A 12,468-nucleotide genomic window follows, 5' to 3' on the forward strand; every position below is an offset into this window, starting at 1 on the left:
GGAATGAAAGAGTCAAGCGAAGTAGGCTTGACTCATGAATGACATCCTTTAGAATGAGTCCAAGGTGAAGAAGGTAAGAAAATAAAAAATTAAGAAAAACAGAGAATAGACGAATTTTTGTCCGAAAATTAGGGGGTCAGACCGCCAATCCTTCCTTTCTGAAGAAAAAACACCTTTGGCAATTGAGTTGCAAATTAATCAATATTAGTTGCAAGATTTTTCAATGTCTTGTTTAACAATTTCACTCTTGTACGTTCAACTTGCAAATATATCAATACGTGTTGCAAGATTTTTTGTCAATTCACAAGGTACATATATTTCTTCTTTAAATCCTGTATAGCCAAAAAAATAAAAAGGAAAAATGAGAAATGTAACCCCTCAATTTCTCATTCTTCCTTACTTTCAACTTGTTATTTCCACGATTGATTATTAGATTTCCAAATTATGTAATTGATCGATTATATTGTAAGCCACATCATTCCAGAAATCTTCATTTTTTAAAAATTGTTCTGTTATTCCTTTGTACATATCTTTCTGTTTTTCTTGAAAATCAGGTGAATCTTGACTAGGTAATTTTTCTCTTTGGTCCATAACAAATTGTTGAATTCTTGGAGCCCTTGGTCCCCACACAGCCACTTCATTTCCATTTTGATCTATGAAAATATATTTAGGAATAGCTCTTGCTGTACCATTCGTTAAATATTGATCCATTAATTCTAAGTTTTGATCTCGTAATAAAAATCTTACTTCAATATTTGCTTCCTTAGCAATTTTCATCATGATCGGGTTGTTTAACATAGCATCTCCACACCAATCTTCGGTAAGAGCAATCATGCGAAGGTTAAGATTTTTTACACTTTCTAATGCTCCCTTATCATCCTCATCAAGCTCAAAGCGATCATAAATAGACATCATTTCTTCTTTATTTACTTTCATTCCATTAACATATCGATCAAATGTCATTCCTTTTTCGAACCATTCGTTTAAATTCATTGGAAACACTCCTTTTGTATGTATATATTTTATATATTAACTACATATGTCCCTTTAATTAATGTTCAGGAACGAGCATTCATACCCATTTACGTGTTTTCATTTACTTTTTAATAAATTGCTATGTTCCCTCTAATCACAGTTTATCAAACAAATGATTTTATTGTAAAAAATAAATGCTTTTTATAAATATAATACCCTTGGAAATTCCAAGGGTATTTATCAATTATTATCGTTTTGCAATTTCTTGTAATATTAACTTATTGACAAGCGGTGGATTGGCTTGACCTTTCGTTTGTTTCATTACTTGTCCAACTAGGAAACCAATAGCACGGTCTTTTCCATTTTTATAATCTTCAATGGATTGTGGATTAGCATCTAATATTTCAGTGACAATCTTTAATAATGCACCTTCATCTGAAATTTGCACTAATCCTTTTTCTTTAACAATCTTCTCTGGGTCTCCACCTTTTTCGACCAATTCTTTAAAAACTGTTTTTGCAATTTTAGAAGAAATAGTACCATCTGCAATTAATTTAATTAATTTTGCTAATGCTGCTGGTGTCAATGGCAACTCTGACAATTCTTTTTGGACAGAATTCATATGAGCTGAAACTTCACCCATTAGCCAGTTGGAAGCTTGCTTCGGATCAGCTCCTTCTGCAACAGTAGCTTCAAAGAAATCAGACATTTCTTTCGTTAACGTTAACACCATTGCATCATAAGCAGGAAGACCTAATTCCTCTACATATCTACGCTTTCTTTCATCTGGAAGCTCAGGAATTTCCGCTCTAACGCGCTCTTTCCACTCTTCATCAATATATAATTCTACAAGATCAGGTTCAGGAAAATATCGATAATCTTCAGATCCTTCTTTTACGCGCATTAATATTGTTTCTCCGGTTGCCTCATCAAAACGACGTGTTTCTTGACGAATCACTCCACCTGATAGTAAAACTTTTTCTTGTCGTTTTGCTTCAAACTCTAATCCTTTTCGCACAAAGTTGAAAGAGTTTAAGTTTTTTAATTCTGTTTTTGTTCCAAATTCTTTTTGACCGATTGGGCGTAACGATATGTTTGCATCACATCGTAAAGAACCCTCTTCCATTTTACAATCAGAAACACCAGTATATTGAATAATGGATTTTAATTTTTCTAAGTATGCATAGGCTTCCTCTGGAGAGCGAATATCTGGTTCTGAAACGATTTCGATTAATGGAGTTCCTTGTCTATTAAAGTCAACAAGCGAGTATCCATCATTTGAGTGTGTCAACTTACCAGCGTCTTCTTCTAAATGTAGACGGGTAATTCCAATTTTCTTTTTCTTACCATTAACTTCTATTTCAATCCAACCATTTTGTCCAATTGGCTTGTCGTATTGTGAAATTTGATAAGCCTTTGGATTATCTGGGTAAAAATAATTTTTGCGGTCAAACTTTGTTTCTGTAGCAATTTCACAGTTTAAAGCCATTGCCGCTTTCATCGCAAACTCAACTGCTTTTTTATTTAAAACTGGTAAAACTCCCGGATATCCTAAATCAATAACGGTTGTGTTTGTATTCGGTTCAGCTCCGAAATGGGCAGGAGCTGATGAAAAAATTTTAGATTCTGTTTTCAGCTCCACGTGAACCTCTAGTCCAATGACGGTTTCAAAATTCATCTTCTTCACCCCTTACAGCGCCGGTTTCTGTTTATGAAAATCTGTAGCTTGTTCAAATGCATGTCCAACTCGTAATACAGTAGCTTCATCGAAATGTTTACCAATAATTTGCAACCCGATTGGTAATCCGTTTGAGAATCCACAAGGTACAGATAAACCTGGAACTCCTGCTAGGTTTACCGGAATCGTTAAAATATCGTTTGCATACATTGTTAAAGGATCGCTGATTTTTTCACCAATCTTAAATGCAGGAGTAGGTGTAGTTGGTCCAATAATAACGTCATATTTTTCAAAAATTTGCTCGAAGTCATTTTTGATCAATGTACGCACTTGTTGTGCTTTTTTATAGTATGCGTCGTAATAACCTGAACTTAAGGCAAAAGTACCTAACATAATACGACGTTTTACCTCATCACCAAAACCTTCTGCACGGGTCTTTTTGTACATCTCAATTAAATTTTGAGCATCTTTTGTTCTATAACCGTATCGAACACCATCAAAACGTGCTAAGTTCGCAGATGCTTCAGAAGAAGATATTAAATAATATGTAGCAACTCCATATTTTGAATGTGGTAAAGAAACCTCTTCCCAAGTTGCACCTAACTTTTCAAGTACTTTTAATGCTTGAAGTACGGATTCTTTTACTTCTTCACTAACGCCTTCTCCTAAATATTCTTTTGGAACGGCAATTTTCAAACCTTTAATGTCGCCAGTTAGTGAGCTAGCATAATGAGGGACTTCAACATTAGCTGATGTCGAATCGTTAGGATCTAATCCAGAAATAGCTTCCAATAAATAAGCGGCATCCTCAACGGAACGAGTAATTGGACCAATTTGATCTAATGAAGATGCAAAGGCCACTAATCCGTAACGAGACACTCGTCCATAAGTAGGTTTTAAGCCAACGACTCCACAGAATGCTGCAGGTTGGCGGATCGAACCACCTGTATCAGAACCTAATGAAAACGGAACTTGTCCAGCTGCAACTGCTGCGGCAGATCCCCCTGATGATCCTCCTGGTACCGCTTCTAAGTCCCATGGATTACGTGTTATTTTAAATCCTGAATTTTCCGTAGATGAACCCATAGCGAATTCATCCATATTCAGTTTTCCGATTGTTATTGCTTCCGCATTATGTAATTTTTCAACGACTGTTGCATCATATATCGGATCGAAATTTTCTAAAATTTTACTTGCACAAGTTGTTCTTAAACCTTTTGTAACAATATTATCTTTAACACCAATTGGCATCCCGAATAGTAAGCCTTTTTGACTATCAGTGGTTAACTTTTCATCAAGTTCTTTCGCCCGAATTCTCGCCTGTTCCTCATTTAACGTAATAAATGCTTGAACTTTATCTTCAACTTCATTGATTCTTCGGTAAGACTCGTCGATTAAGTCTGTTACAGTAATTTCCTTTTTATTTAACATTTCTTGAATCGTTGTTAATTTATGGTCAAATAGAGACATGAATTCCCCTCCTTATTCAAGAACAGATGGTACTCGAATTTGTCCATCTTTATGATCCGGTGCATTTTTTAAAACTTCTTCTCTTGGCAATCCTTTTGTTGCCTTATCTTCCCTCATAACATTTTTTAACGGCAACACATGAGAAGTTGGTTTGACATTTGTTGTATCTAACTCATTTAATTGTTCTGAAAATGTAATGATAGCATCTAATTGCTTTGAGAATTTTTCTGCTTCTTCTTCTGTAATCGCAAGTCTAGCTAAATGTGCTACATGTTCCACTTGCTCTTTTGATATTCTCGTCACAACATTCACCTCCAAATAATTACGGACAATAACCAATACTATAAATATTATCAAATCTTCCTTAATAAAGGCAATAAACGCCTTAAGGCACTTTATCCTCTTTACATCACTTCCCTATTTTATCATGGATTATATATGAATTAAAAATGGACTTGAAGTTATTAAAAAAGGTTTCTATACATAAAAACTCAAAAAATCGTCCACTATATGAAACAAAAGTGAGTATAAATGAGGTGTTTCAATCCGTGAGAATGGTAATCTTCTTTCTTTTAATTTTTCTACTATTTATTCCTCATCAAACAGTTCTTGCCCAATCATTAGATAAATTGAACTCTCCGATTGTAACCCTCAGAATTATAGAAACTACTGATCTACATGGGTATATTTTTGGTTATGACTATAAAAAACAAAAAGAAACATTTGAGTATGGATTTGCAAGAACTGCTACCCTCATTCAACGTGCTAGAAATGAAGTAGAACAGTCTTTGTTATTTGATGTCGGTGATGCTATTGTAGGGAGCGCAATGGCAAAGCATGTATACAAAAGCCAATTATTACGAATTCCAGATATTCATCCTGTTTATAACGTAATGAATCTGTTACAATACGACGCAGCAACGTTAGGAAACCATGAATTTAATTATGGACTAGATTTTTTGTTAACTAGCTTGAAAAGTGCACAATTTCCTATTGTGTGCAGCAATATTGTTATTGACGATGTAAAACAATTCTCGTTCGATAAAATAAATTTTTTCCACCCTTATCACATGATTAAAAAAGAGGTAACTGATACGAACGGAAACAAACATGTTTTAAACATTGGCGTTCTCGGTCTAATTACACCAGTTACTGCCATTTGGGATTATGAACATTTTCAAGGTAAGCTAAAAATAAAAAACATCACTGAAACAGCCGAGCAGCTTGTTCCAGTTCTTAAAAGTAAAGGAGCAGATGTCATTATTGCATTGGTTCATGCAGGGTTAGAAGCTGACAAAGATTTGAAATCCTTACAAGGTAATTCAGTTATTGATCTAAGTCGAGTGAAAGGTATTGATGCCATTCTTTATGGACATAGTCATAAACTGTTTCCTAATTCTAATATTAAATCTGATAGAAAAGAGATTAATTCCGTTACTGGTACAATCAACGGAATACCTTCCATTCAGGCAGGAAAATGGGGAAATCATATTGGCATTATCGATTTAACATTACAGAAAAATAATGACAATTGGGAAATCATAGACTATCAAACATCTCTAAAAAGTATTTATAAAACAGTTAATGGAAAAAATTATCCAGTTATCCCAATGGATAAAAAAATCATTCAAACCATTCGCGAACTCCATGAAGAAACCGTTCAATCCGTAAAGGATGGCTTTATTAAAGTAAAAAAATAAACTAGAAATAATAGGATATAATTTTCTACAAATTTCTTCAAAAAATTTTTAGAATCCATGTTAGCAACTGATTAGAATGTGATATTATTACGTTTGAAAGATTTTTTGTAAAAGGTCTTTTAAGATTTTATAGTAAGGGCTAGGTGATGGGATGAAGGTTAATAGGTCGAGGTTTTCATTTTTTTAAACTCTTTATGTTTCTCATTGTCTTTTTACTATTAAATGATTCATTTTAAAGGCTAATTATACAGTATAAATATTGTATATTTAGAAACTCCTAAGCCCGGTAGAATGAATAAAACAACATCTATTAAATATACGAATCTTAAAGGAAAGTAGAAGGTGATCGAATGTCGGAAAATTCAATCATTCGCTTTGAGAATGTAACCAAACAATATGATGATGACCCACCAGTATTAAATAATGTTAGTTTTGATATTGAACGCGGAAAATTTTATACATTATTGGGACCTTCCGGATGCGGGAAAACGACGATTTTACGTTTAATCGCAGGATTTATAGAACCTACGGAAGGTAATATTTATATAAACGGAAAAATCGTTAATAACGTCCCTGCAAATAAAAGACAAGTAAACACGGTCTTTCAAGACTATGCTTTATTCCCACACCTAAATGTTTTTGAAAATGTTGCGTTTGGACTTCGTATAAAAAAGATGAAAGAAGCTGAGATTAAAAAGAAAGTTTTAGAAGCATTAAAATTCGTAAACTTATCAGGTTATGAAAATCGAGAAATAAGAGAGATGTCAGGTGGGCAACGTCAAAGGGTTGCGATTGCCCGTGCGATCGTGAATGAACCTGAAGTGATTTTACTGGACGAACCTTTATCTGCCCTTGATTTGAAATTACGTACAGAAATGCAATATGAATTAAGAGAGCTTCAGCGCAGGTTAGGAATTACTTTTATATTTGTTACTCATGACCAAGAAGAAGCGCTTGCTATGTCGGACTATATTTTCGTCATTAATAACGGAAAAATTGAGCAAAGTGGAACTCCTACAGATATTTACGATGAACCAATCAATCGTTTTGTTGCTGATTTTATTGGAGAATCAAATATTGTTCCTGGTGTCATGATTAAAGATTATCTCGTTCAATTTGCAGGAAAAACATTTGATTGTGTTGATAAAGGTTTTGATGAAAATGAAAAAGTGGAAATTGTCATTCGACCAGAAGATTTAGAAATTTGCCCGAAAGATCAAGGAAAACTTCAAGTAAAAGTCGATTCACAACTATTCAGAGGCGTCCACTATGAAATTAGCTGTTATGACAAAGATGGAAATGAATGGCTCGTTCACTCAACGAAAAAAGTAACAGTAGGAGAAGAAATTGGCCTTCATTTTGGTCCAGAAGCTATTCATGTCATGCGTTTAGGCGAAACGGAAGAAGAATTCGATAAACGTCTTGAGGCGTATTAAGGAGGATGAAAATGAAAAATCATTCTCGTAATTCTTATTTAATTCCATATATTCTTTGGATCGCCTTGTTTGTTGTGGCACCTCTGTTATTAATATTCTATTATTCTTTCTTTGATATTGACGGTAATTTTACATTTAATAACTATAAAAACTTTTTTACGCCTGTTTACCTAAGGATGACATTAAGTTCTTTCTGGTATGCATTTTTAATTTCATTATTTACGTTTTTAATCGCCTATCCTACTGCGTACTTTTTAACGAAAACAAAGCATAAACATTTATGGCTTTTATTAATCATATTACCTTCATGGATTAACCTATTATTAAAAGCTTATGCCTTTTTAGGCATTTTCGGAACGTATGGGTTGGCAAATAGCTTATTAGAAATTATCGGAATTGGAAGCAAGCAAATTTTATTTACGGATTTCAGTTTTATTTTTGTATCCGTTTATATCTTTTTACCATTTATGATTTTGCCAATTTTCAACTCTTTAAATGAATTAAATCCATCTCTTATCGATGCATCCAATGATTTAGGAGCATCCAAATGGACAACATTTAGAAGAGTTATTTTTCCACTGACGTTAGATGGAGTTAAGGCAGGATGGCAAGTGGTATTTATTCCTGCACTATCGTTATTTATGTTAACAAGATTGATTGCTGGTAACCGTGTTATTACTTTAGGTACAGCAATTGAACAGCATTTTCTAGTAACACAAGATTGGGGTATGGGTTCAACTATTGCCGTATTCCTTGTGATTGCCATGGTTGTTTTCATGCTTATTACAGGTAGACAGAAAAGGGGGATTTTAAAATGAACAAAACGTCTAAATGGGCTAATATTTATTTAGTCGTCGTCTTTTTTATCCTTTATGCCCCTATTTTCTACCTGATGTTTTATTCCTTTAATAGTGGCAATACAATGTATGAGTTTGAAGGTTTTACCTTAGATTGGTATAAGGAATTATTCCAAAATTCACGTTTGCTAATTATAGTGCTTAATACAATCATTATTGCTTTGTTATCAGCAACACTTTCTACGGTTTTAGGAGTTGCTGGTGCATTAGCCATCTATTATGTAAGAAACCATCGCTCAAAGAACACTCTATTATCTTTAAACAATGTATTGATTGTTAGTCCAGACGTTATCATCGGTGCATCTTTTTTAATTTTATTTACGATTATGGGCATTAAACTAGGTTTTACATCTGTATTGCTTTCTCATATTGCTTTCTGTGTTCCAATTGTCGTTATCATGGTTTTACCTAAACTTGAAGAAATGAGTATAACGATGATTTATGCAGCCTTAGACTTAGGTGCTAACCGTTGGAATGTCTTGACGAAAGTTATTTTACCTTTTATTACACCAGGAATATTCGCAGGATTTTTCATGGCATTAACTTATTCATTAGACGACTTCGCAGTTACATTTTTCGTAACTGGTAATGGATTTACCACCTTATCTGTAGAAATTTACTCTCTTGCTCGTCGTGGAGTATCTTTAAACATTAATGCACTTTCAACTTTATTATTTTTATTTACTTTAATTTTAGTGATTGGTTATTACTACATCTCTAAACGAAACCGAGTGAATGCAATGGGGGTGAGGAAATGAAAAAACTGATGCAGTCTCTCATTGCTGTTCTACTTATTTCTGCTGGACTTTTAATTGCTGTTAATCGGCTTAATTCTGCCCAAGGATATACAAGCGGTAATACACTAACGATATTCAACTGGGGAGATTATATTGACGAAGATTTAATCGATCGTTTTGAGGAAGAAACAGGAATTAAAGTCATTTATGAAACATTTGATTCAAATGAAGCGATGTTAACTAAAATTGAGCAAGGAGGAACTACTTACGATATTGCCGTTCCATCCGAATATATGATTGAAAAAATGGTCGAGGAAGACTTGTTACTCCCTATCGATCATTCTAAAATACCTAATTTAAAATATATAGATTCTAGATTTTTAGATCTTCCTTTTGATCCGGATAATAAATTTTCAATTCCTTACTTTTGGGGAACAGTCGGTATTATTTATAACACGGACATGGTTGAAGGAGAAATTACTAAATGGAATGATTTATGGGACCCTAAATATAAAAATTCCATTTTATTAACCGACGGTGCGCGTGAAGTAATGGGGTTAGCTTTAAATAGCCTACACTACTCACTCAATGATACAAATAAAGAGCACTTATTAGATGCTAAGGAAAAACTTGAAGCATTGACTCCCAACATAAAAGCAATCGTTGGAGACGAAATCAAATTATTAATGCTAAACGAAGAAGCTCCTATTGGTGTTGTTTGGTCGGGAACAGCTGCAGAAATCATGTGGGAAAAAGACAACCTTGAATATGTTGTCCCTGAAGAGGGGTCTAATTTATGGTTTGACAATATGGTTATTCCGAAAACAGCAAAAAATATAGAAGCTGCCCATCAGTTTATTAATTTTATGTTAGATCCTGAAGTAGCCGCTCAAAATGCGGATTATGTCGGATATTCTACTCCTAACAAAGAGGCATTAAAATATATGGATGAAGAAACGGTCAATGATGAACGTTTTTATCCTGATGATGAAATGACATCAAGATTAGAAGTTTACGAAAACTTAGGTAAGCATAATCTTGCATATTACAATGAACTATATTTACAATTTAAAATGCATGCGAAATAATACTAAAGCTGACCCTTTGTTTGCTGGGTCAGCTTTTTTGTATGAAAATGTCGTCTATTTAAACAATTTTTTCATAATTCTAATCCACTTAGGTTTTTCTTTCTTCTCCATTAGTTTATAATCTTTCTTACGTTTAATAAAAATATCTTTTTTATCAATAGCATAGTCAAAAGCCAATACTAACCCAATATCTGTCGTATATTCTTGATGATCATAGATACTAAAAGGAATCTTATGCTTGTTTGCCATTTTTATATATTTGGACAAATCATTATAATTAATTTCACCATTTAATAACAACTTGGCTTCTTTATGTTTTTTCATTAACTCTTCAATTTCCTTGTATACACCTGATTCCCTAACTTGAGCGTTTGTTAATACAGCAATAATCCTCTCACGAAACGTTCCTAAAAATCTAATTTTCTCTTCTTTTTTTATTTCTTTTTCTCCATAGACTCCTTTATTTATGTAATCATCGAGATTTGGTCCTTGCATTTACACTCCCCCTACGTTGCATTAACAATAGTATATGAGGAAAAGGTTGTATAAATCCACAAAATAAAAGAAGCCTATCAATAAAATAGGCTTCTCTCCTTTCATTTTTTACTCAGCACTTGCAGCCTTGTCAAATTCATCTTGAATTTCTTTTGATGGTTGCCCAGTTAAAACGCTTACAATAATAATCGCTAATGTTGCTAAAATAAATCCAGGTACAATTTCATAAAGTTCAAACGGAATAACTGCAGGGTCTATCACGTTACCAGCTGCATCTAGTGTCGGTGTGGAAAGCAACTTCCAAATAACAACCGTTGCCGCTCCAACAACCATTCCTGCTAAAGCTCCCCAACGATTTGTTCTCTTCCAAAATAGTGAAAATAAAATCACTGGTCCAAATGCAGCTCCAAACCCTCCCCAAGCATAACTAACAAGTTCTAAGACAGAGCTATTTTGATCCAAAGCAAGTAATAATGCTATGATAGCAATCGCTACTACAGATAAACGTCCAACCCAAACAAGTTCCTTATCACTAGCATTCTTTCTAAAAATTGCTTTATAAAAGTCTTCTGCAACGGCACTTGAAGATACTAGTAATTGTGAGTCAATTGTACTCATTATCGCCGACAAGATAGCAGCTAATAATATTCCTGCTACCCATTCGTTGAATAAAATTGAACTTAAATTCATAAATACAGTTTCTGGATCAGCTAAAGGTGCGTCTGCAAAATAAGCAAATCCAACAAAACCAGTAAAAATTGCACCAAATAAACCTAAAATCATCCATGTCATACCTATTAATCTTGCTAGAGGAACATCCTTCGTTGATTTCATTGCCATAAATCTTGTTATAATGTGCGGTTGACCAAAATATCCAAGCCCCCATGCTAAAGAGGAAACAATCCCTAGAAATGTTTGTCCTGCAAAAATATCAAGATTCTCTATCTGAAGTTCCCCTACTCGTTGGACGGTTTCGCTCCAACCTCCCATCTCAATAATGGCAACAATAGGTACAATGATTAACGCTAAAAACATTAGCATACCTTGAATAAAGTCCGTCCAACTAACTGCTAAAAATCCTCCTAAAAATGTATAGGACACTATGACTATTGCTCCAATTATCAACGCTGTATGATAATCCATATTGAATGAGTTCTCAAATAATTTTCCTCCTGCAACCATCCCAGAAGAAGCATAAAAAGTAAAGAATAAAAGAATAACAAATGCAGAAATTACTCGCAGTAATTTAGAATCATCATGAAAACGATTTTCTAAAAAATCTGGAATTGTAATTGAGTCTTTAGCTGTCTCTGTATATACCCTTAACCGTTTTGCCACAAACTGCCAGTTTAAATAGGCACCAATTGATAATCCAATACATATCCATGCAGCTGAGAATCCCCCAATATAAGCAGCACCAGGCAACCCTAGTAATAACCAGCCGCTCATATCAGATGCTCCTGCACTTAACGCCGCAACCCCTGGCCCTAAACTTCTGCCACCTAAAATATAGTCGGATAAACTATTATTAGAAGCACGATAAAAAAGAATACCTATTACTAGCATTGCAATTAAATATATACCAAACGTAACAAGAGTAGCAGTAGACATTCGTTTACCCTCTCCTTCCTTTAAGATAACTAATGAATGATAAAACTATTAATAATGGCATCGGAACTAATAGCCAAAACCATGTAGCAAAGCTGATTCCCATTATTTCTCCTCCTTATCGATTTTTAATTTAATATTTTAAATTTTTAAATTAATTATAAAAGAAGGACGAATTTTTTTACATCGAAAATTTTACCAAATAGAAATTTTTTCTTAGAATATTCTTTCCTTAAAATAAAAAGAATGTGTGTTTCTTTACAAAATCGAGTAGGAGGGAGCGATTAACTCCCGTCCTCTCACACCACCGTACGTACGGTTCCGTATACGGCGGTTCAATTAAGATAATTGACGCAAGTCTTTATAACTTCCGTGAATAGCTGTTCTCTTTATGCCAGTGGTCACTCCACCCTCCAAGAGGTCT

Annotated in this window: 11 protein-coding genes; 5 read left to right on the forward strand and 6 right to left on the reverse strand. The window is 33.9% G+C overall.

Annotation, left to right across the window (positions count from 1 at the left end; all coding sequences use genetic code 11):
• Window positions 1-429 precede the first annotated feature (429 nt).
• From AC3ASS_RS12215 to gatC, 4 genes are all read right to left on the reverse strand, one after another.
• Window positions 430-993, reverse strand: coding sequence for a thioredoxin family protein (locus AC3ASS_RS12215; RefSeq protein ID WP_488283804.1), 564 nt, complete (start codon window positions 991-993; stop codon window positions 430-432).
• A 229-nt stretch (window positions 994-1,222) separates the two neighbouring features.
• A complete protein-coding gene (gene gatB / locus AC3ASS_RS12220; protein ID WP_488283805.1) occupies window positions 1,223-2,653 on the reverse strand; it encodes an Asp-tRNA(Asn)/Glu-tRNA(Gln) amidotransferase subunit GatB in 1,431 nt (476 codons plus the stop codon).
• A 12-nt stretch (window positions 2,654-2,665) separates the two neighbouring features.
• Complete coding sequence (gene gatA, locus AC3ASS_RS12225) at window positions 2,666-4,123, reverse strand: Asp-tRNA(Asn)/Glu-tRNA(Gln) amidotransferase subunit GatA (RefSeq protein ID WP_488283806.1); 1,458 nt, start codon at window positions 4,121-4,123, stop codon at window positions 2,666-2,668.
• Window positions 4,124-4,135: 12 nt separating this feature from the next.
• Entirely contained in the window at window positions 4,136-4,426 is a 291-nt protein-coding gene (gene gatC / locus AC3ASS_RS12230) for an Asp-tRNA(Asn)/Glu-tRNA(Gln) amidotransferase subunit GatC (protein ID WP_488283807.1), read from the reverse strand.
• A 251-nt stretch (window positions 4,427-4,677) separates the two neighbouring features.
• Here gatC and AC3ASS_RS12235 point away from each other — a divergent pair, with 251 nt between their 5' ends.
• The 5 genes from AC3ASS_RS12235 (at window position 4,678) to AC3ASS_RS12255 (ending at window position 9,941) form a co-directional block, all read left to right on the forward strand.
• Window positions 4,678-5,823, forward strand: coding sequence for a metallophosphoesterase (locus AC3ASS_RS12235; protein ID WP_488283814.1), 1,146 nt, complete (start codon window positions 4,678-4,680; stop codon window positions 5,821-5,823).
• Between the two features lie 350 nt (window positions 5,824-6,173).
• A complete protein-coding gene (locus tag AC3ASS_RS12240; protein WP_488283808.1) occupies window positions 6,174-7,259 on the forward strand; it encodes an ABC transporter ATP-binding protein in 1,086 nt (361 codons plus the stop codon).
• Window positions 7,260-7,270: 11 nt separating this feature from the next.
• Window positions 7,271-8,077: an ABC transporter permease gene (locus tag AC3ASS_RS12245; RefSeq protein ID WP_488283809.1), complete on the forward strand. Its 807-nt coding sequence runs from the start codon at window positions 7,271-7,273 to the stop codon at window positions 8,075-8,077.
• A complete protein-coding gene (locus AC3ASS_RS12250; protein ID WP_488283810.1) occupies window positions 8,074-8,874 on the forward strand; it encodes an ABC transporter permease in 801 nt (266 codons plus the stop codon). The genes AC3ASS_RS12245 and AC3ASS_RS12250 overlap by 4 nt, the downstream gene beginning before the upstream one ends.
• Window positions 8,871-9,941: an ABC transporter substrate-binding protein gene (locus AC3ASS_RS12255; RefSeq protein ID WP_488283811.1), complete on the forward strand. Its 1,071-nt coding sequence runs from the start codon at window positions 8,871-8,873 to the stop codon at window positions 9,939-9,941. Before AC3ASS_RS12250 ends, AC3ASS_RS12255 begins: the two co-directional genes overlap by 4 nt.
• 54 nt (window positions 9,942-9,995) lie before the next feature.
• Here AC3ASS_RS12255 and AC3ASS_RS12260 read toward each other — a convergent pair whose 3' ends face one another.
• Both AC3ASS_RS12260 and putP read right to left on the reverse strand, forming a co-directional pair.
• Entirely contained in the window at window positions 9,996-10,436 is a 441-nt protein-coding gene (locus tag AC3ASS_RS12260; RefSeq protein ID WP_488283812.1) for a YueI family protein, read from the reverse strand.
• A gap of 108 nt (window positions 10,437-10,544) precedes the next feature.
• Window positions 10,545-12,047, reverse strand: a complete 1,503-nt coding sequence (putP, locus tag AC3ASS_RS12265; RefSeq protein WP_488283813.1) for a sodium/proline symporter PutP — start codon at window positions 12,045-12,047, stop codon at window positions 10,545-10,547.
• Window positions 12,048-12,468: the final 421 nt, after the last annotated feature.

Source organism: Bacillus sp. JST-5, from assembly GCF_057747715.1.

Bases quoted from the DNA above. Each gene is read 5' to 3' on its own strand.
- AC3ASS_RS12215 (WP_488283804.1), bottom strand. From the start codon at position 993: ATGAATTTAAACGAATGGTTCGAAAAAGGAATGACATTTGATCGATAT.
- gatB (WP_488283805.1), bottom strand. From the start codon at position 2,653: ATGAATTTTGAAACCGTCATTGGACTAGAGGTTCACGTGGAGCTGAAA.
- gatA (WP_488283806.1), bottom strand. From the start codon at position 4,123: ATGTCTCTATTTGACCATAAATTAACAACGATTCAAGAAATGTTAAAT.
- AC3ASS_RS12235 (WP_488283814.1), top strand. From the start codon at position 4,678: ATGGTAATCTTCTTTCTTTTAATTTTTCTACTATTTATTCCTCATCAA.
- AC3ASS_RS12240 (WP_488283808.1), top strand. From the start codon at position 6,174: ATGTCGGAAAATTCAATCATTCGCTTTGAGAATGTAACCAAACAATAT.
- AC3ASS_RS12245 (WP_488283809.1), top strand. From the start codon at position 7,271: ATGAAAAATCATTCTCGTAATTCTTATTTAATTCCATATATTCTTTGG.
- AC3ASS_RS12250 (WP_488283810.1), top strand. From the start codon at position 8,074: ATGAACAAAACGTCTAAATGGGCTAATATTTATTTAGTCGTCGTCTTT.
- AC3ASS_RS12255 (WP_488283811.1), top strand. From the start codon at position 8,871: ATGAAAAAACTGATGCAGTCTCTCATTGCTGTTCTACTTATTTCTGCT.
- AC3ASS_RS12260 (WP_488283812.1), bottom strand. From the start codon at position 10,436: ATGCAAGGACCAAATCTCGATGATTACATAAATAAAGGAGTCTATGGA.
- putP (WP_488283813.1), bottom strand. From the start codon at position 12,047: ATGTCTACTGCTACTCTTGTTACGTTTGGTATATATTTAATTGCAATG.